This window comes from Microcoleus sp. Pol12B5, from assembly GCF_036701335.1.
Taxonomy (GTDB): domain Bacteria; phylum Cyanobacteriota; class Cyanobacteriia; order Cyanobacteriales; family Microcoleaceae; genus Microcoleus.
Window position 1 is genome coordinate 1 of record NZ_JAUBQQ010000084.1, and the last position, 20456, is coordinate 20456.

Sequence of the window (20456 nt, forward strand, 5' to 3'; positions counted from 1 at the left end):
CTACCATTCTTTCAGAGGGGTATAAGGGCTATGTCCTTCATTCTATCAATGTTTTGACGGGGTTGTCACCCCGTCAGGCACCCTACTTGACCACAATCAATCGGGCAATCAGGAGAATTGAGAACCCTGGCTAATAGGAAAAAGGTCGATCGACTTAATCAGGAAGACAAACATCCGGGGCGCACAAACTGGGGAAATCCAAAGTTGTGACTTCCAGCGTATCCAACTCAACTCTCCGAATTACATGATTGTTTGTATCAGCAACAAACAAATGAGGCCCGATCGCACTCAACCCTGAAGGCTCAAAAAATCGAGCCTTGAGACCTTTAGCATCAACCAAACCTGCTGTACCATCTCCAATCATTGTTCTGCACGTACCGCCCCGGTGGTCGATCCGCTTAATTTTGTGATTATAAGTATCAGCCACCCAGAGGTAATTTTGAGCGTATTCAACACCCAAACAGTGCTGCAACCTTACCTCCTCAGCGCGACCATCTTTATCCCCAAAACCAAACAATTCACCGCTACCGCAAACAGTGCGAACCTTCGGGTCTTCATCTATACCCACAGCACGAATCGAACTAATTTCGCTGTCGGCAACAAACAACTCCGATCGATCCGTAGACAGGCCGCTGGGCTGAGAAAAAGCAGATTCTGCAAGATTCCCATCCACACAGGATTCTCGGCCAATACCTGCATAAGTGCCGATCGTGCCAGTGTCTAACTGCATTTCCCAAATTTGGTGGGAACCCGCCATTGCAATAAAAAGTCTATTTCCAACTCTTTCTAAATCCCAAGGCGAATTCAATTGCGTTTCTAAACCCTTGCCGCTGCGGGGTGAAATTTCGTGACTTTGTTCGCCCGTACCAGCAATTGTTTCTACCCGTTGAGTCGTAAAATCAATCTTTCTGAGAGCATGATTTTCCGTATCAGCAACATATAGAATTTGACTTTCTGCATCAAAAGCCATACCTTGAGGTGCAAAAAACTCAGCCTCTTCAAAGTCCCCATCAGTTAAACCCGCCTTGCCGCTACCGATGACGTGCAGCACCTCACCTTCGAGGGTGCTGACAACAATCCTATTGTGGCCGGAATCGGCAATAAATAAGCAAGAACCGACTAAGTTTTGTATAACTGAATTAGCAGGCCCTGGCAATACAGTTTCATCTACAGATTCATTTTCCTGACTCATTTCGCCCAAAAGTGCAACCTGTTGGTGAAGATGTTTTGCCTCCGTTGCAGCGATCGCAAATGCCAGCACTTTTCCGGGAAAAGCCAATGGTGTTGATACAGGTTTGCGCTGTTTTTCTAAGCTAAAACGCAGTTCTTTAAAATTAAGCGCATTTTTATCTTTGTATTCAGCAATTAACTTGCCAACTAACTCGTCAAGTGCTTCTCTATTGCCTTCACCCGAAACAAAGCCAACGACATAACTTTCAGGATCGATCACCATTAAAGTTGGCCAAGCGCGAACGGCATAGCTTTGCCAAACTTTCATGCCGCTGTCAACGATTACAGGATGTTCGATATCGTAGCGGAGGATAGCTTGGCGGATGTTTTCTACTTCTTTTTCGTTTTCAAATTTAGCTGAGTGAACGCCGATAACCGTGAGGGAATCTTTATATTTTTGTTCGAGGTATTTTAAGTCGGGCAGGACGTGCAAGCAGTTGATGCAGCAGTATGTCCAGAAGTCGAGGAGGACGACGCGCCCTTTTAAGGATTCAATGGATAAAGGTTTTTCGGTGTTCAGCCAGGGGTAGTTTCCGGGGAATTCTGGTGCTCTGACGCGAGGCATGGCATCTCCTGGTAGGGGGTGAATGATTTTTTTACTTCTTTAATTTAGCGGGAAGTTTGGCAGGATGGGAAGGAAGCTGATTAAAGCAGGGTTTTTGGAGACAGCGAAGATGGCTGTGTCACAAGACGGGGGTCAGGGAGGATGTTAAAACAGACACGGAGTCAAAACGGTTTTTGCTTTTATAAATTACATAACCAACGACAAATAGATGCAACTTGATTCTCCTCATTCAGATTGGCAGCATTAGTGAGAGTCCGGTTTTCCAGTTGATGCCAAATTTCACCCGCCATCCTTGTCGCCACCGCTGAACCCACAAAGAAAGTCAGAGGTGAATGTCCAACCCGGAAAAAAGCTTCGCGTATGCGATTTAGTGCCGCTTGTGCCGTTTTCCAATGCTCATCTGCACCTGCAGGATCGATTCCGCCTTTAAGTTCGCCCAATGCAATAACATAAGGTGCCACCATAGATGGGTCAATTGCGCTGGATTGACTGGCTACCAACTCCGTCGGGGCAAGATTAAATAAACATAAATCCACATTGCTCCTGACTAGCGGAACAGTTAGGTTATAAATCAATGTGCGATTACCCAGCTCGCTCTCCCAACTTATCCCACGTAAAGACAACTCAATTTCTGTGTCATCATTTGTCATGGCTATCCACTTTTTTGTCTTTGAGTGTTGCCAGTAATATCTCTTACCAGCAATGGTGAGAGTCGAGAGGATAGCACGAGTTAGTTTTCTTTGTGCTAATGCTCCGCCAACATTACGCATTGAGCCACCAAGCGTGTCACCACGAGTCAGTAGAAATCTAAAGACCAATTCCTCCACAAAACTTGTGCCTGCTGGCTCAAGAAAATTCCTGATTAGACCATTGATAGCTTCAATTTTATCATTTGGCATCAAATGAGCAAGAGACTTGTCAGATAATCCTGCCGCAGTCAACAATCCCATTTCAATGCCCTTAACATTTAACAAATCAGCAGGACTCTCAGCTTGACCAGCAGCTTCTTGAAGTGCTCTTGCTTGGGCGACGTAAGGTGTAGCGCGTCGATTTTTTTCAAGGGCAAGTGCAACAAAACCCGCACGAGTGTCTTCATAGGTTGTGACAAGATCGTCACTGGATTGAAGATGGTTACGATAAACACGCATAGGTTTCGAGTTATTGTTTTTTCCATACATAAACGCACTTCCTCAAAGGAGCACGTCCATAATTTCCCATCTGTTGACTACTATTCCCCTTATCACCTGGTAAGACGAGAATATTTTCAGTAATAAAGCCTAGTTTTTCAGCAAAATCAGAAAGAATCATGTCCACTGAAATGCTTATACCTGCGTAGCGCACATTGTCATTAACCATAAACAAAAATGCCCCAGGTTTAAGGATACGAAAGCTTTCTTGTATTACGCAAGCCATTTCATAGAAATATCCTCTTACCATTCTTGGTATACCATTGTTATTCAATACGCCCTGTGACTTTTGGCTGTCCAAATATCTTAAGATAGCCTGCAACAGAGTTTGCGAATTAGCAATACTTAAAGCGACTTCCCAAGCCGGATTGATAGCCAATAAATCTTTGGGGTGATTTTCAACCGTACAACTTAGCATTTCCTGACGCAGATTAATTAATTCCTTTTCAGAAGTTCCTAGTAAAGCTAGCTCTAGTGCATAAGTACGAGTATAGTCATATCGATTGCAGTAGGGTGGAGATGTGATGATTGCATCGTATGTAGAGTCCGGCAAATCGGGCATTATCTTCAGACAAGAACCTTGATGCAAATTAATTTTGCCTTGATTATTCTGAGTTTGAAAAAGCTCAAGTTGTTGTGTAGGAGGTTCTAAGTCGTTAACAAGATCATTAAATTTTTGGGTAATAGCTTTACTGAACTCAAGAACCTCACCTTTATTGAAGGACTTCTTTGACTGGCCATGACCCGAACGGTAATCCCAACGAAGATACTGTCCATCTTTGCGTGTATAGCTTACGGATTCTAAAACACACAGTAAAGTCAAGACTAAAACTGATTGAAGCTTGGTATTTTCTTGATAACAAGCTCCAAGATATTGCTCAATTTCTATTTTATTTTGTTCGGAGTAAGCCCCTTTAGTGATCCTCAATTCTGGCAGAGTGACTGGGTTTTCAAATTGTTTCCATATTTGCAAATTAAACCATGTCTTTAGCCGCTGAAAATCATCAAGAGTAAAGGCAGTGTCTAAAAGGATTTTGGTATTAATTATTTGTTGCCCAATAGGTAATAATTCAATCCCCTCACCATCTATTCCCAAGTCGCTAGCAGCAAATAAAGCAGTTCCACTACCTGTAAAGGGATCTAAAATCTTGCCTTGAATGACTTGATATTTTTGGAATAAAAACTCTACCAGAGAAGCCGAGAAAGCTTCCTTATACTTGTACCACCTATAAATGGGTCTAGTTTTGTTAGCCTGAAAACTAACCAAAAGTCGCGTAAGCGAGGGCTGGACTACAAACTTGTCTTGAAAGCGATCGTGTAATTGCCTGTCAAGGTTATCAATCTCTTCCAGAAAGTCATTTTCCACTTCAGGGCCTATGTTAGAGATGCTTGATATATTTACCATGACTACAAATTATTAAATAACTAACTGTCGATCGTAGTATACCAGTATCTCCAATCAAAAAACGGGCAGATGTCGCTACCCTATAAATTCTCTCTGACGAACCAAAGAATTAACCGCTTCAGAAATTCTCCCCTCTGGCTGAACCCCAATTTTCTCCTTGGTTTTCCCGGCTGTTATTTTCCAAAATAACCAATACACCGTTAATTTTATTCTGCTCGATCGCACTTACGATCGAGTTAACCCACAAATTGATATTCTGCGATTCCCCTTGCAAAGGCAATCTTGACGCGATCGCAGTAATATTGTTCTCATTTGAGTGGTAGACGGATTGTAAATGTACTGCCTTTTCCTAACTCACTCTGGACTTGAATGCTGCCTTGATGAGCCACTGCGATCGCATTTGCAATCGATAGCCCTAATCCAGCACCACCCGTGGCTCTAGAACGATCGCTCTGCACTCGGTAGAAACGATCGAAAATTCGCGTTTGTTCGGCTGGGGCGATACCAACACCTGTATCTTGAACTTGAATTATGGCTTCCTTGTCGGTGCAATCGAGGATGGCAAGGATTAGCCCTCCTGGGGGAGTGTAGTTAATAGCGTTGGTAATTAAATTCGTCACCATTCGGTAAAGTTGGGCTTCATCCCCAAGAATTACAACGGCTCGCGAAGCACGAATTTCTAACATCAATTCCACCTCAGCCACCATTGCTAAACCTGCAAGTTCTTCTACTAAATCGCCGATTAGATAGTTGAAACAGCAATGCTGCAATTGAGTCGGAATCTGTTGTTGCTCAATTCTACAAATAAACAATAAATCTTTCACTAACCTAGAAAGGCGGATGTTTTGTCGTTCAATAATATCCAGGTTTTGACTAACCTCCGGTAAATCTTCAGCCTGACGAGTATCCTCAACAGTAGTCTGAATGACAGCCAGAGGCGTTCGCAATTCATGAGCGGCATCGGAGGTGAATTGCTGCATCTGGAGATAGGATTGATAAATTGGTCGCATCGCTAGTCCAGATAACCACCAACTAGCTCCTCCCACTAGCAGCATGACCAAGGGTAAGCCTAAAAAGAGCAACAATCGCAAGGTGTTAAGATAGGCATCCCATTCTTTGAGCGATCGCCCAATTTGCATATAACCCCAAGGCAAACCGCTGTTTGTTCTCAGTAATAGAGAAATTTGATAAAAGCGATCGCCACTAGAAAGATGCAGAATTTGCCAAAACTCTTTTGGTGCAAAGTTTTCTAATACATCCGGCTGCTCTCCAACCTTTGCTAATATTTCCCCAGATTGGTCTAAAAAGCGGAGATAATATCCCTCCTGCTGAAACACCCTAGCAGTATGTCGCGCCCCGTCATTGCCTGAAGAGTAACAGTTTTCATTCCACAGACACAAACCGGGCAAAATAGTTTTCAAGCTGGATGAAAGCTGTCCCGGTTGTTGTAATTGTGGTTCGATAGTGTCATGCAGCGTTCCGGCTAAGGACTGTAGTTTTTCCTGGAGGATGTACCGCTGCGTGTGAAACACAACCTGATAGACTGCAACACCGCATATACCTAACAACAACCCCAGGACGATCGCATACCAACCCGCAAGTTGCCAGCGCGTGCGGTTAAATAGCTTGTTGGAGTGCATATTACTTGTTCAAGCGATACCCGAATCCATGAACCGTTTCAATCATCCCGTCACAGCCATAATCTGCCAGCTTGCGGCGCAACAGACGAATTCTGGCAGCAACTACATTGCTCATCGGGTCAGTATCTACATCCCACAAACGAGTCAAAAGTCGATCGCGCGTGAGGATTTGGTTCGGATGCTGCATGAAATATTCCAATAACCGAAACTCATTAGCCGTCAGAGGAATAACCCTTAGCTGTCCTCCGTCATCCGTAGTGCAGATGATGGATTTAGTATAGTCAAGCAGCAATCGCCCCACCTCTAGTTGGGCAGGATTGAAATGGGGTGAGTGTTCTGGAGACAAACTCCGTCCCCGTCGCTGGAGTGCCCGCAACCGAGCTAACAATTCTGCTTTAATAAACGGTTTCATCAGATAGTCATCAGCACCCGCATCTAGCCCTGCCACCATATCCTCTGTTCGATCTTTTGCCGTCAACATCAAAACGGGTAATGGATTATTCTGCTGGCGCAAGCGTTGGCAGAGTTCGACGCCAGAGATTTCCGGCAGCAACCAGTCAAAAATGGCAACCGTGTACTCGATCCATTGGTCTTCCAGATAGTTCCAAGCAGTTGTGCCATCTTGCACCCAATCCACCAGGTACTTTTCTCGGCTCAAGGTGCGTTGCACAATGGCACCCAAATCTGGTTCGTCTTCCGCCAGCAGAATTCTCATTTTAGCCCTACTCCATCTCCATTCGTTGGTGTCTGCTCCATGCTGTAGTTTCTCAACTCGTTGATTTCCAGCATCCGTTGAGGCATCAGAAACTTCCCAAATCGAGCATACAATGCAGGTAGAACCATTAGGGTGAGAGCAGTTGAGGTAAAGAGTCCGCCGAGGACGACGATCGCTAGCGGCTGCAACAATTCCTTACCAGCCCCACCGCTTAAAACCAGGGGAATCATCCCTAATGCCGAGGTGAGTGCTGTCATCAAAATTGCCAGCAACCGTTCCATCGAGCCTTCGACAATGACTTTGGGAAGTGGCATTCCTTGTGCCAGTTTGGTGTTGTAGTTGTCTACAAGCAGCAACCCATTCCGCGTCGCTACGCCAAACAGGGTAACAAAGCCCACCATTGACGGAACTGAGATAACGCCGCCCGTCAGCAGGACTGAGATAACACCGCCAACCAGGGCTAATGGTAAGTTGATCATAACCATCAGCATGGCAGGAACGGATTTCACCGTGAAGTACATCAATACGGCGATCGCTAGCACTGCTAATATTCCGAAAATTAGGAAGTTTTGAGCAGCGCGTTGTTCCGACTCATACTGTCCGCCGTACTGAATATAGTAGCCTTGGGGCAGTTGCACCGATTGCTTAACCTTGGCGCGAATGTCATCGACGACCGAAGCAACATCGCGTCCCTGTACGTTGGCTGACACCACAATTAAACGAGAGACATTTTCTCGGTTAATCGTGTTCGGGCCATTGCCAAAGTCAACCTTTGCCACTTCCGAAAGCGGGATGATTTGACCTGTTGGGGCATTAACTTGGAGGTTGCGAATCGTGTTGAGATTGCGACGCGCAGATTCGTTGACCCAAACCAACACATCGACCAACTGTTGACCATCGGGCACTTGAGCAACCACGCGACCATTCAGGGCTGTTTCAGTGAAATCGGACAATTGGGCGATCGTCAATCCGTAGCGAGCGGCTGCATCTCGGTTAAATTGAATTTGTACTTGACGGATCGGTATTTGGGGCTCAAGCTGAAGGTCTACCAATCCCTTCACGTCTTTCATTGTCGTTTCGATTTGTTCTCCAATGCGGCGTAGTTCTTGTAAATCGTTGCCGAATACTTTAATGGCGATCGCACTCCTGACCCCCGACAACACTTCATCCATCCTGTGACTGATAAATCCACCGATATTGGTAGCAACTCCCGGAAACTGACCCAATGCCTCCCGCAAGGCTTCAATCGAGGCAGGACGGTTTTGCATCGCAGCTTCACTCAGTTCCACGTCCAAGTGTGCCAAGTTCACCGATGCCGCATCCGGATCGCCCGGAGCACGCCCCGCCCGGAGTTGTACTGATTCAAACCGGGGGTCATCCTTAAGTGCTGTTTGAATCGCTAACCCAACGCGATTGGTTGCTTCGAGTGAGGAACCCGGATAAAGGGCGATCGCATTCATGAGCGATCGTTCCTGGAATGTTGGCAGAAAATCCCGTCCTAACGTCGGCACAATCAGCATGGCCGCTACCATTGAGGCTGTTGCCAGTCCTAAAATTAAGGTAGAGCGACGCATCGCCATTCGCAGCAACGGATCGTAGAGTTGTTTAGACCACCGGGCTAGGAAGGGTTCTGTCGTCTGCATCCGGCTGTGAGGCAGTAGAATGGCACACAATGCAGGGGATATTACTAGGGATTCCAGGCTGGAGATGATTACCACCACCAGATAGGCAATGCCCATTGGGGTGAAGATCCGCCCCTCTACCCCAGAGAGGGTGAAAATCGGTGAAAAGACGATAATCCCAATTAACGTCGCTCCAATCAGCGACTCGCGCACCTCCTGAGAACCCTCAAAAATAATCTCTAGTGGTGGCTGGGGATTGGGCGAGAGGCGATTTTCCCGTAAGCGGCGATCGGTATTTTCGCAATAGACGATCGCATCATCCACTGCTGTCCCGATCGCCACTACCAATCCGCCGAGAGTCATGGTGTTGAGTTCCAGCCCGATCCAGGAACACACCAACAACGAGAACAGTAGCGTGAGAAAGAAATCCAGCAAACAGATGGTGAGGGTGCGCCAGTTCATCAGAAAGGGAATCAGGATGGCTGCGACAATCAAACTGCCTTCGATCAAGGCTGCTCGCACATTACCAACTGAGGCATCAATGTAGGCATCTTGCCGGAAAGTGACGTTTGCCTTCACATCCTTGGGTAAACCTGGTTTAATTTCCTCCATCGCCTCGATGATGGCTTGCGTGACGGTGGGACTATCCACCAAAGGTTGCTTGTTGACCATCACCACCACAGCCCGTTTAGTATTCCAACTGGCATCGCCTCGCTGGAGTGCAGCCCCAATCTTCACCTCTGCCACATCCCGCAGTAGAATGGGTTTTCCCTCCTGCACCTTGACCACAGCTTTTTGCAAATCTGCGATCGTCTGGATTTGTCCCTCGCCTCGAATCACCAATTCGCGATCGGGGTCAATCAACAATCCACCTGCGGTTTTGGCATTTGCCTCGTTTGCCGCCTTGACGACTTCCTGAAGGGAAACCTTCAACGCTTGGAGTTTTTCAGGATTCGCAATCACCTGAAACTGCTGCAAATCTCCGCCGTAAACCAGCACTTGCGATACGCCTGGAACTGCCAACAAGCGATTGTTGACTTTGCCATCCACCAAACGTCGCACTTCCATGAGCGATGTAGTGTCAGACGTGAACGCATATTGAATCACCGTTCCGATGGGGGGAGCTAGGGGCGATATCTGTGGTGCACCAATTCCTTCGGGTAATCGGTCTTGCGCGTCCTGCAATCGCTCTGCCACCTGTTGACGAGCTTGATAGGGGTCAGTTCCCCACTTAAACACCACCCGCAATACAGAAATTCCTACGGCTGAGGAGGTACGAACGACTTCAACTCCTGGTGTTCCGTTGACCGCACTTTCTAGCGGTAACGTCACCAACGATTCCACCGCTTCCGGCGCAAGACCGGGGGCTTCTGTCTGTACTTCTACTTGAGGGGGCGCAAAGTTGGGCAACACGTCGAGGGGCATTCGACTTACAGTATGTGTACTCCAGATGGTTAGGGCGATCGCCCCGAACACCACTAACCATCGTTGAGCAATAGACCATTTGGGGATGACGTTTAACATAAGGATGAAATTTGGATAGCATTAGGCAAGCTTTTAGGAGACGGAGTAAAGATTTTTACTCCGTCGCGATCGACTGTTACCAAAAATCTTGGTTTTTGAATGTCTATTAGTCCTTGCCTTTTAACCCAAAGACGGCTAATCCACCCACCAGTAAAACTCCTGCGCCTGCTACCCACATCAAAGGTGACGATCCTTGAGCAGGCTGCGCTTCTGCTGGCGATGTAGCGGGCGATGCTTGCGTTTCTGCTGGCGATGTAGCGGGTGATGCCTGCGTTTCTACTTGCGATGTAGCGGGTGATGCCGTTTCTGCCTGTGGTTTACCTCGCAAAGCCTCCGAGTACAAAAACGTTGCCCCCTGCATCACAATCTGATTTCCCGGAACTAAATTGCCTTCTTTAATTTCCACCACATCTCCAGAGTCGCTACCAATCTGAACTGAGATTGGTTTGTAGGTTGTTCCTTCCTGGATGTAGACGAGCTTTTGCCCATTGGCATCAACTAAGCTGGTGCTGGGAACTTTGACAATACCTCCATCGGTTGTAGGGGCAATTGCCTCTGTCTTAATTCCCAATGCGGTTGCTTTACTGGCATCGACCTCGATCGGTTGCATAATCTTCGCCGCATCGCCACCTGCAAACTCGTTGTCATGCCCAACGTGCGCCAGCACCGGGGTTGGAGCCGTCCACAACACTAATCCCAAAACAAAACTAGACCCGTAACGGACGATCGATAATGAATTTGAAGTTAAAGATTTCGATAGCATGGAAATTTCCTCCTCACATTTAGCGAACGGGGGTGATGAAAACAGCCACTCCTCTCAAGAGCAATCTATTCCTTACTTCAGAGTTGTGAACCTTCTCCCGCTAGGATGTCAGGGGGAAATAAAAATTTGATGAAAATTTGAGGCGAAGTCTAAAATTAGAGACCTCTAAGCTGTTGCGGCCTTTAAATTGTATGTCAAAAAAAATCAAAGTCTTGTGGGGATTAGGGTTGGGCGTCCCGCCCGCCCTGAATATACAATTCAAATGCGCGACAGCTTATACCATGGCTCACTAACATGAGGTGCAAAGAGGGCATAGGAAGCGCCCACACCTCACTTCTTTGAGAAACACTCTATTCCCAAAAGATTACAGCCCCATTATTCCGAAATAAATCTAACAGCAACCGCCGCCGTTATAATGCCAAGTCGAGTCAGTAATCAACACATTATCGGGCATCAATCCCCCTAACTTCCCCGCAGTTTTATCGCACACCGCCGCCGGAACTCCCCGCTGCAAAACGTGGCCTGCCCCGTCATCAAACAGCTCTTCAGACCCCGTATAAATCGCCGTCTTCCCAGTGAAAATGCAAGCTCCGTCATCCGGTACATCCACTTTGAAAGACACCGAATCTAGGCTTTCTAACAGCAAATCTGCATCCAATTGATAATTGTGTTTGTCCAGCAATCGGTAAGGACGGCGCGCCCGCACTTCGACTTGCCCAAAACCAACGTCTACAAGGTGTTGAACGTATTCTGCGTATGTCAAAGCGCCGGACAAACACAGGGCCCGCAAGCGTTGGTCTTCCTTCAAATGCTGCGGAATGGGGCGAGTTGCGATCGGATCGCTCATCAACAATCTGCCACCCGGTTTTAACACTCGATAAGTCTCTTTTAATGCTTTAGCTAAATCCGCTGGTTCAAAGATATTAAACAAGCAGTTTTGGGCGACAACATCTACAGAAGCATCCGGTACCGGCAACGCAAAAGCATCGCCTTCACAAATTTCTACAAAACTCGGATCAAACCACTCATTTTCGTGGGCGGCTATTTGCAAGTTTCGTGCCGCCGCATCTCGCATTGCTGGAACCGGATCGACGGCAATAACCGCTCCTTTGTGTCTAGAAAAATAGGCAAATTGTAGTGCTTCCAAGCCGCCGCCGACGCCTACATAAAGCACGAAGGGATTGCCTACAAGTTCAGCGGCGTGAACGGTTGTGCCGCAGCCGTAATTCATTTCCTGCATTTGTTCGGGAATTTTTAATCCTGGCAATTGCAAGGGATTGCTTTGGACGCAGCAAAGTCCGATTTGGGGTGTTTCGGCAACATCACTGTAGAATTTGGCTGCTGTTTCGAGGTAGGTCATTTTTTAGTGTTCTTTAATTGTTAACTGCAGATAGATCACGGGCGCGACGCCGATGCAACGAAGAAGCCCAGAAAGTTTTTGTTAGGTGGCAAATTCGACTTTTTGTTCGGATTTGGGCGGATTTTCGGGTTCGGAAACAGTTGTTTCGGGAGCGGCTAATTCGCTGGTTGGCTGGCTAGGAGTTTCAGCGGCAACTGGTGGCGTTGGCGGTACAAGATTGGGAGACTCTTCTGGTATCGCGGGAGCGACTACTTTTGGTACTGGAGCTTTTCCTGTTATTTCTGGCAGGGTTGGTGGCTCTGAAAAATTAGCAGGTTGCGGTTCTTCACGCAAGAAGTTGCGGAACCGATTGTAGTATCCTTTATATTCCTGTTTTTTTGTTTGGGGAGATGCTGTTGGGGTCGGTTCTATTACTTGAACTGGTTCTACAGTTTTCGGGATTTCTAACTGTGGAGTTGCTACCGGTGTCGGTTCTATTACTTGAACTGGTTCTACAGTTTTCGGGGCTTCGAGTTGAGGGGTTGCTGTCGGTGTCGGTTCTATTACTTGAATTGGTTCTACAATTTTCGGCGCTTCGAGTTGGGGGGTTGCTGTTGGTGTCGGTTCTATTTCTTGAATGGGAGGAACTTCGGGAGCGACTGTTGGCTCTAAGCTGGGTTCGGTAACAGGGGTTTCTGGAACCGCTGGTGAGGGTTGGACAACTGGTGTTTTTTCTAATGCAGGTGTCGGTGTCGGTTCGGGGGTTGGGGTTGGTGTCGGATCGGGGGCTTGGTAGGTGCGATCGACTATACCGCGAGTTTCTGCTGCTGTTAGTTCGCCCCGCACTAATTTTGAAAGAGGATCTTGACCGAGCGGTTGGAAATTGATCAGTCTGACTGTATTATTAAAGGCGTTTTTGACGATATTTCCCCGTTCGTCAATTAATTCTAGCTGTACCCAGTTTTTCCCTGGTTTGAATCCTTTAAGATATATAGGTTGCCACTGGTCGATCGCAAAGCTTTGGCCGTTGACTGTGGCTCGAATTTTCCAATCGAGTATTTCATCTTGGGAATTTTCTTGCGCCACTTCGTGCGGAGGGGCATTTGTCAAGTAAAAGTCGAGCAGGATGGGTTCTGCCCCATAGCTGCCTTGGGGGCTGTTGTACGTTAATAGGGGCAATGTTCGATCGGGATTATTGTCGTCTGTTTTGGTAAAAACGTGAAAGGTGGTTTGAGCTGCGGCACCTTCGTTTTTAAAGCTTTCTTCCCAAGGGCGGGCGGCGAACACCTGCAGGGTATGGGTTCCGGGTTCTAAGTCGGAGAGCGTTAAAGGTTGGTTGATGTCGTAAACTGCTGCATAAGGTTGGTTGTCTAATAAAACTTGCAGATGGGGGCCCAAACCCAAGTTTGCATCTTTGAAAATGGGCAAGTCCTTCACTTGGAACTGAACAGACACATTTATATCCTGAAGCACTTCGTCAGGTTTTGGATTCAAAATACTAATTTGAGGCTGGTAGATTTCTAGAGCCTGACGCAGTTGTTGGATGGCTTCTGGGGGAGAAACCTCTGAGATTCTGTTTACTGGGGCGGTAGCTGAGCCGCTCTTGTTCCCTGATTTGGGCAATTCGGGATGGCCCGCGCCACAACTTGCTAAACCCAAAATTAATACTGCTACTGCGAACAATGCCAGCAGCCTGCCCACAACCGTTCTGTGCCAATTGATCCCAATCACGCAACGATACTCCTAGAAGCCTTCTCATAGGGAACTATAGCCCAAAAATGAATTTAGTATTGGGGAATTCTACCTCATGAATTCCAAAGCCGCGTAGGAACCCGGATTGAGGCAGCAGCGGGCAACTCATCCTCTCCCACTCTTAATTCCCGCAGCCTTTTTCCAAAACATCTATCTACAAATGAGTAATCCTAAATTACCTTATCTTTGAGTTTTGTAAAGTTAATGGCAGTACCCCTTGACTTTTTCGAGGGACTGTGGGATTTAAAGGCGTTATTACATCAAGAATTGAGCCTTTTTTAAGTATTGTTAACAAGCGATTAATACTTCTCTAGCAAGCTTATAATTCATAAAACTCCCTCAAAAGAAGCAGCCGTATCAAGTCTGAATCAAGGACGCGATCGGCGACTCCAGATAGCGAGAAGAGTTAGCAGTACCCAGTCACATTGTTAGCGACACTGGGAAACTGGCTTCTTCACAGAAGCAAAATGCTTGGGGAAACGATGCACCTGCGTCTAGCTCTGCAAAGAGTAAAGTGCAGTGAAGTGTCGGCTTTTTCGAGAATCCCCCGCCTAATCAAGCGTGGGGAGTGTCCGGTACAGTGTTCAGTTCTCGTTCCTTGTCTTACCGAGAGGAGAGTCTTCATGACCATTAGTCCTCCAGAGCGAGAGGTAAAAGCTAGGGTAGTAGTCGATAAAAATCCGGTTCCAACTTCTTTCGAGAAGTGGTCAAAACCCGGTCATTTTGATCGCACTCTAGCTAAGGGGCCAAAAACCACCACTTGGATTTGGAACCTCCACGCTAACGCTCACGACTTTGACAGTCATACAAGTGACTTAGAAGACGTTTCGCGCAAAATCTTTAGCGCTCACTTCGGCCACTTGGCAGTAATCTTCGTATGGTTGAGTGGCGCATATTTCCACGGCGCTAAATTTTCCAATTACGAAGCTTGGCTGACAAATCCTACAGCCATCAAGCCCAGCGCTCAAGTGGTCTGGCCGATTTTTGGTCAAGAAATTTTAAATGCAGATGTAGGCGGCGGCTTTCACGGGATTCAGATCACCTCTGGTCTATTCCAATTGTGGCGCGCCAACGGCATCACTAACTCATACCAGCTATATTGCACTGCGATCGGCGCCCTGGTAATGGCAGCTTTGATGCTGTTTGCCGGTTGGTTCCACTATCACGTCCGCGCTCCGAAACTGGAATGGTTCCAGAACGTGGAATCGATGATGAACCACCACTTGGCAGTTTTGTTAGGCTGCGGGTGCTTGGGCTTCGCAGGACAACAAATTCACGTTGCTCTGCCGATCAATGCTTGCATGGACGCGATCGATGCAGGTGCACCGCTGACAGTCGGCGGTAAGCTGATCAAAACAGTTGCCGACATCCCCCTGCCGCACGAGTGGATTTTGACACCCGGCTTGATGGCTGACATCTACCCGAGTTTCGCTAAAGGTTTAACCCCCTTCTTCACCCTCAACTGGGGCGCATATACAGACTTCCTGACCTTCAAAGGCGGTCTGAACCCCACCACAGGCGGTTTGTGGCTGACTGATACAGCACACCACCACTTAGCTTTGGCAGTGCTATTCATCGTCGCTGGTCATATGTACCGGACGAACTGGGGCATCGGCCACAGCATGAAAGAAATCCTAGAGAACCACAAAGGCCCCTTCACTGGTGAAGGTCACAAAGGTCTCTACGAAATCCTGACTAATTCTTGGCACGCGCAACTGTCGATTAACTTGGCACTGATGGGCTCTTTGAGCATCATCGTCGCCCAACATATGTACGCGATGCCTCCCTATCCGTACATCGCGACCGACTACCCGACTCAGCTATCCCTGTTCACCCACCACATGTGGATTGGCGGATTCCTGATTGTTGGAGCAGCCGCTCACGGAGCAATCTTCATGGTTCGGGATTACGATCCCGCTGGAAATGTCAACAACTTGTTGGATCGCGTGATCCGTCATAGAGATGCGATCATTTCCCACCTGAACTGGGTTTGTATATTCTTGGGCTTCCACAGCTTCGGTTTGTACGTTCACAACGACACGATGCGCGCTTTCGGTCGTCCTCAAGATTTGTTCTCGGATACCGGGATTCAGTTGCGTCCGATATTTGCCCAGTGGGTGCAAAACATCCACGCTTTGGCTCCGGGCACAACAGCGCCTAATGCTACGGAAATCGTTAGCCACGCTTTTGGCGGCGGTGCAGTAGTAGTAGCCGGCAAAGTAGCGATGATGCCGATCGAGTTGGGTACGGCGGATTTCATGATCCACCACATCCACGCTTTCACCATTCACGTTACAGTCCTGATTCTTTTGAAAGGCGTGTTGTTTGCACGCAGTTCTCGCTTGGTTCCTGACAAAGGCAACTTGGGCTTCCGGTTCCCTTGCGACGGCCCCGGCCGTGGCGGCACCTGCCAAGTTTCTGGTTGGGATCACGTGTTCCTAGGCTTGTTCTGGATGTACAACTGCATCTCGATCGTGATTTTCCACTTTAGCTGGAAAATGCAGTCGGACGTGTGGGGAACAGTATCGCCAGACGGCACAATTTCTCACATTACCGGTGGCAACTTCGCACAAAGTGCGATCACGATTAACGGCTGGCTGCGGGACTTCCTTTGGGCGCAAGCTTCTCAGGTAATTCAGTCCTACGGTTCGGCACTGTCGGCCTACGGTTTGATGTTCCTAGCTGGACACTTCGTCTTCGCCTTCAGCTTGATGTTCCTGTTCAGCGGCCGCGGCTACTGGCAAGAACTTATTGAGTCGATTGTTTGGGCTCACAACAAGCTCAAGGTAGCTCCGTCGATTCAGCCTCGCGCTCTGAGCATTATTCAGGGTCGGGCTGTGGGTGTAGCTCACTACCTCCTAGGAGGAATTGTCACTACGTGGGCATTTTTCCTAGCGCGAATCATTTCGGTAGGGTAAACTACCCCTAGGTTTTGGATTCTCGATTTGGGAGGAATCTCAAATCGAGAATCCAAACTCCGAACCGAATCCCTTCAATTTTGTTCAGGATTCAGGATTAATCAAGGCTTATGGCAACGAAATTTCCAAAATTTAGCCAAGACCTTGCCCAAGACCCGACCACACGGCGGATCTGGTACGGGATTGCCACAGCACACGACTTTGAAAGCCACGATGGCATGACCGAAGAAAATCTTTACCAAAAGATTTTTGCTTCTCACTTCGGCCACCTAGCAATCATTTTCTTGTGGACATCGGGCAGCCTGTTCCACGTAGCATGGCAAGGTAACTTTGAACAGTGGATTAAAGACCCTCTAAACGTCCGCCCGATCGCTCACGCGATTTGGGACCCGCAATTCGGCGCTCCTGCAGTAGAAGCTTTCACTCAAGGGGGCGCTTCTAACCCGGTGGATATCTCTTACTCCGGTGTCTACCATTGGTGGTTCACCCAAGGGATTCGGACAAACGCCGACCTGTATCAAGGAGCTATCTTCTTGCTACTACTGGCGGCTGTATTCCTGTTCGCAGGTTGGTTGCACCTCCAACCAAAGTACCGCCCCAGCTTGTCTTGGTTCAAAAATGCTGAATCTCGCCTCAACCACCACTTGGCTGGTTTGTTCGGTGTCAGCTCTTTGGCTTGGACTGGTCACATGGTTCACGTTGCTATCCCCGAATCTCGCGGACAGCACGTAGGTTGGGACAACTTCCTGTCTACCCCGCCTCACCCGGCTGGTTTGGCTCCGTTCTTCAGTGGTAACTGGGGCGTATACGCCGAGAATCCAGATGCAGCGAACCATGTCTTCGGTACTTCCGAAGGCGCTGGAACCGCAATTCTGACTTTCTTGGGTGGCTTCCACCCTCAAACAGAATCCCTGTGGCTGACAGACATTGCTCACCACCACTTGGCGATCGCAGTTCTGTTTATCGTTGCCGGTCATATGTACCGGACTAACTTCGGTATCGGTCACAGCATCAAAGAGATGTTGGATTCTAAGGCTGGTTTGGTCGGCGGCAAGAGTGAAGGGCAGTTCAACTTGCCTCACCAAGGCTTGTATGAAACCTACAACAACTCGCTGCACTTCCAACTGGCATTTCACCTCGCTGCTTTGGGCGTAATTACCTCCTTGGTAGCACAGCATATGTACGCGATGCCTCCCTACGCTTTTATAGGTAAGGACTTCACGACTCAGGCTGCGCTTTACACCCACCACCAGTACATTGCTGGATTCATCATGGTCGGCGCTTTCGCCCACGGAGCTATCTTCTTGGTGCGGGACTACGATCCTGAAGCAAACAAAGGCAACGTGCTCGATCGCGTGTTGCAGCACAAAGAAGCGATTATCTCTCACTTGAGCTGGGTGTCGCTGTTCTTGGGCTTCCACACTCTCGGCTTGTACGTTCACAATGACGTTGTAGTTGCTTTCGGAACTCCTGAAAAGCAAATCTTGATTGAACCTGTGTTCGCACAGTTCATCCAAGCTGCTCACGGCAAAGCTCTCTACGGCATGGACGTGCTGTTGTCTAACCCCGACAGCATTGCTTCTACCGCTTGGCCCAACTACGGCAACGTATGGCTCCCAGGCTGGTTGGATGCGATTAACAGCGGTACTAATTCTCTGTTCTTGGCGATCGGACCTGGCGATTTCTTGGTTCACCACGCGATCGCACTAGGCTTGCACACCACCACCTTGATCTTGGTCAAGGGCGCTCTGGATGCACGCGGTTCTAAGCTGATGCCGGACAAAAAAGACTTCGGTTATGCTTTCCCTTGCGACGGCCCCGGCCGTGGCGGTACTTGCGACATCTCTGCTTGGGACGCGATGTACCTGTCTGTATTCTGGATGTTGAACACCCTAGCTTGGGTAACGTTCTACTGGCACTGGAAGCACCTGGGCATCTGGCAAGGTAACGTGGCTCAGTTCAATGAGTCTTCTACCTACCTGATGGGCTGGTTCCGCGATTACCTCTGGCTGTATTCTTCTCAGTTGATCAACGGTTACAACCCGTATGGTACTAACAACTTGTCAGTCTGGGCTTGGATGTTCTTATTCGGACACCTTGTTTGGGCAACTGGTTTCATGTTCCTGATCTCTTGGAGAGGTTACTGGCAAGAGTTGATCGAGACTTTGGTTTGGGCTCACGAGCGCACTCCTTTGGCTAACTTGGTTCGCTGGAAAGACAAGCCTGTTGCTTTGTCGATCGTCCAAGGTCGTTTGGTTGGCTTAGTTCACTTTACTGTGGGCAACGTCCTCACTTACGCGGCCTTTGTAATTGCCTCGACGGCCGGGAAATTCGGGTAACTCTGAACTCTGGTTTCTAGGTAATTAACTAAAATCCCCCGCCTTCTAGCGGGGGATTTTTTTGTATATTTCTGTAAGGAATTACCGCAGATGAAACAGTGGTATAAAGAAGAGAACGCATCATATATTCATCTTCATATTATCGTGTCTCAATTATTCAACCGCATCCCTGGACGAACCTATTTATTACTAGCAATCATAATTTTTGCTGCCTCTAACTCTGTCATTCGCAAACTGACCGATTTAGGAGCCCAGAACGCGATCGACGGCAGAAATTTGATTTCACTTTGTAATGTTTTATTTGTAGGGAATCTCTGCGCGTTAGCAGTTTTATTCCTGGTTTATCGCCAGCAATGTACGGTGCAAAATTTCCGATCGATTCCCAGTAAAACATGGTGGGGGTTGATCGGAATTTCTTTGCTATCTGGGGCATTGGCTCCAGCCTTAACTTTTATGGCGTTGGATTTAACCGCTGTCAATAATGTGGTACTGATTGGACGCATCGAGCCGCCTCTGATTTTAGCGCTGTCCATTCTAATTTTGGGCGATCGCGTCAATCTTTGGGTGATTGCGGGGGCGATGGTTTCCTTTGTGGGTGTTGCACTGACTATTTTATTGCAAGCACCGACTACCGATATGATGGACATGGGCGGATTGACGATCGGCAGAGGCTAATTCATGGCAGCATCCGGGGCGATCGCGTTAGCCATTTCGACGATTATAAGTAAAGTCACGCTCAAACAAATTCCATTAGGATTGTTCTCTATTATCAGAACAACACTGGGAACAGTTGTTTTCTTTATTGTCGTTTTAATCTTATATACTCCCACCCACTTTATCGATGTTTTTGCGCCCTTCCTCTGGCAGTGGATGCTCGTCTATGGTGCGATTATTGTTGTTGGCGGACAACTGTGCTGGTTTACGGGACTAAAAACGACGGGCGCGGCAGATGTATCCCTCGCCAGTTCGTTTAGTCCGATCGCGGGGATTTTAGCCGCCTATTTGATTTTATCGGAAACGCCAACAACAGCTCAATACATCGGCGGTAGCATCATTTTAATCGGGATCGTTCTCAATCAAATTGGCGTTTTTCGCAAGCAAACCCAAGCCGCGCCTCAACCTCCTGTAAGTCCGGCAAAAGAGATGGATCTGGAAGTGGGATTCAAAGGGATTTAATGGTTGATACCCAACTTTAGTTAAGGGGCGATCGAGTCAAAATTTAAAAGGGATTGGAACATACTACAGATTCTTAGTTACAATAAGTAACCCTAAAAGTTGATATTCGCAACAGTCCGATTAATGTTCATCGGCGGGAGAATGCGAAGCGGTTGGCTGAGTCTGTTAAGCAGAAATAAAAGTGCGATCGCCTTGTGATCTAAACCTGGGGGGGTGACGACCCGCCCCAAACCCATAGTTAGTAAGGATTGAGCCAAATTGTGGTAAAAAAAGATAGGCAG

At 47.9% G+C, this 20456-nt stretch carries 14 protein-coding genes; 4 read left to right on the plus strand and 10 right to left on the minus strand.

Annotation, left to right across the window (positions count from 1 at the left end; translation table 11 throughout):
* Positions 1-154 precede the first annotated feature (154 nt).
* The 9 genes from QUA24_RS24130 to QUA24_RS24170 all read right to left on the minus strand — a co-directional run bounded on the left by QUA24_RS24130 (position 155) and on the right by QUA24_RS24170 (position 13721).
* Positions 155-1795, minus strand: a complete 1641-nt coding sequence (locus QUA24_RS24130) for a thioredoxin-like domain-containing protein (protein ID WP_333232678.1) — start codon at positions 1793-1795, stop codon at positions 155-157.
* A 179-nt stretch (positions 1796-1974) separates the two neighbouring features.
* Positions 1975-2973: a type II restriction endonuclease gene (locus tag QUA24_RS24135; RefSeq protein ID WP_333211466.1), complete on the minus strand. Its 999-nt coding sequence runs from the start codon at positions 2971-2973 to the stop codon at positions 1975-1977.
* Positions 2954-4387: a site-specific DNA-methyltransferase gene (locus QUA24_RS24140; RefSeq protein ID WP_333211464.1), complete on the minus strand. Its 1434-nt coding sequence runs from the start codon at positions 4385-4387 to the stop codon at positions 2954-2956. The genes QUA24_RS24135 and QUA24_RS24140 overlap by 20 nt, the downstream gene beginning before the upstream one ends.
* A gap of 308 nt (positions 4388-4695) precedes the next feature.
* Positions 4696-6027: a two-component system sensor histidine kinase RppB gene (gene rppB, locus QUA24_RS24145; RefSeq protein WP_333211463.1), complete on the minus strand. Its 1332-nt coding sequence runs from the start codon at positions 6025-6027 to the stop codon at positions 4696-4698.
* 1 nt (position 6028) lies between these two features.
* Entirely contained in the window at positions 6029-6742 is a 714-nt protein-coding gene (gene rppA, locus QUA24_RS24150) for a two-component system response regulator RppA (RefSeq protein WP_333211461.1), read from the minus strand.
* Positions 6739-9888 carry an efflux RND transporter permease subunit gene (locus QUA24_RS24155; RefSeq protein ID WP_333211459.1) on the minus strand — a complete coding sequence of 1050 codons (3150 nt, stop codon included), beginning with the start codon at positions 9886-9888 and terminating at the stop codon, positions 6739-6741. The genes rppA and QUA24_RS24155 overlap by 4 nt, the downstream gene beginning before the upstream one ends.
* A 106-nt stretch (positions 9889-9994) precedes the next feature.
* The gene (locus tag QUA24_RS24160; RefSeq protein ID WP_333211458.1) at positions 9995-10651 is read right to left on the minus strand and encodes a hypothetical protein; all 657 of its coding nucleotides are present in this window, start codon (positions 10649-10651) and stop codon (positions 9995-9997) included.
* A 391-nt stretch (positions 10652-11042) separates the two neighbouring features.
* A complete protein-coding gene (arsM, locus tag QUA24_RS24165; protein ID WP_333232680.1) occupies positions 11043-12011 on the minus strand; it encodes an arsenosugar biosynthesis arsenite methyltransferase ArsM in 969 nt (322 codons plus the stop codon).
* A gap of 81 nt (positions 12012-12092) precedes the next feature.
* A complete protein-coding gene (locus tag QUA24_RS24170) occupies positions 12093-13721 on the minus strand; it encodes a hypothetical protein (RefSeq protein ID WP_333232682.1) in 1629 nt (542 codons plus the stop codon).
* A gap of 644 nt (positions 13722-14365) precedes the next feature.
* Between QUA24_RS24170 and psaA the strand changes: the two genes are divergently transcribed.
* The 4 genes from psaA to QUA24_RS24190 all read left to right on the plus strand — a co-directional run bounded on the left by psaA (position 14366) and on the right by QUA24_RS24190 (position 20175).
* Positions 14366-16660, plus strand: coding sequence for a photosystem I core protein PsaA (gene psaA / locus QUA24_RS24175; protein ID WP_333057330.1), 2295 nt, complete (start codon positions 14366-14368; stop codon positions 16658-16660).
* Between the two features lie 110 nt (positions 16661-16770).
* Positions 16771-18999 (plus strand): photosystem I core protein PsaB, encoded by a 2229-nt coding sequence (psaB, locus tag QUA24_RS24180; RefSeq protein ID WP_333057331.1) that lies wholly within the window; start codon positions 16771-16773, stop codon positions 18997-18999.
* 90 nt (positions 19000-19089) lie between these two features.
* Positions 19090-19674, plus strand: a complete 585-nt coding sequence (locus QUA24_RS24185; RefSeq protein WP_333232684.1) for an EamA family transporter — start codon at positions 19090-19092, stop codon at positions 19672-19674.
* A gap of 3 nt (positions 19675-19677) precedes the next feature.
* A complete protein-coding gene (locus tag QUA24_RS24190; protein WP_333232686.1) occupies positions 19678-20175 on the plus strand; it encodes a DMT family transporter in 498 nt (165 codons plus the stop codon).
* 92 nt (positions 20176-20267) lie between these two features.
* Here the strand turns inward: QUA24_RS24190 and QUA24_RS24195 are convergent.
* Positions 20268-20456: hypothetical protein (locus QUA24_RS24195; protein ID WP_333232688.1), on the minus strand; the 189-nt coding region annotated here is incomplete at its 5' end.

Excerpts from the sequence above, each read along its gene's own strand:
- QUA24_RS24130 (WP_333232678.1), bottom strand. The coding sequence starts at position 1,795 with ATGCCTCGCGTCAGAGCACCAGAATTCCCCGGAAACTACCCCTGGCTG.
- QUA24_RS24135 (WP_333211466.1), bottom strand. The coding sequence starts at position 2,973 with ATGTATGGAAAAAACAATAACTCGAAACCTATGCGTGTTTATCGTAAC.
- QUA24_RS24140 (WP_333211464.1), bottom strand. The coding sequence starts at position 4,387 with ATGGTAAATATATCAAGCATCTCTAACATAGGCCCTGAAGTGGAAAAT.
- rppB (WP_333211463.1), bottom strand. The coding sequence starts at position 6,027 with ATGCACTCCAACAAGCTATTTAACCGCACGCGCTGGCAACTTGCGGGT.
- rppA (WP_333211461.1), bottom strand. The coding sequence starts at position 6,742 with ATGAGAATTCTGCTGGCGGAAGACGAACCAGATTTGGGTGCCATTGTG.
- QUA24_RS24155 (WP_333211459.1), bottom strand. The coding sequence starts at position 9,888 with ATGTTAAACGTCATCCCCAAATGGTCTATTGCTCAACGATGGTTAGTG.
- QUA24_RS24160 (WP_333211458.1), bottom strand. The coding sequence starts at position 10,651 with ATGCTATCGAAATCTTTAACTTCAAATTCATTATCGATCGTCCGTTAC.
- arsM (WP_333232680.1), bottom strand. The coding sequence starts at position 12,011 with ATGACCTACCTCGAAACAGCAGCCAAATTCTACAGTGATGTTGCCGAA.
- psaA (WP_333057330.1), top strand. The coding sequence starts at position 14,366 with ATGACCATTAGTCCTCCAGAGCGAGAGGTAAAAGCTAGGGTAGTAGTC.
- psaB (WP_333057331.1), top strand. The coding sequence starts at position 16,771 with ATGGCAACGAAATTTCCAAAATTTAGCCAAGACCTTGCCCAAGACCCG.
- QUA24_RS24185 (WP_333232684.1), top strand. The coding sequence starts at position 19,090 with ATGAAACAGTGGTATAAAGAAGAGAACGCATCATATATTCATCTTCAT.
- QUA24_RS24190 (WP_333232686.1), top strand. The coding sequence starts at position 19,678 with ATGGCAGCATCCGGGGCGATCGCGTTAGCCATTTCGACGATTATAAGT.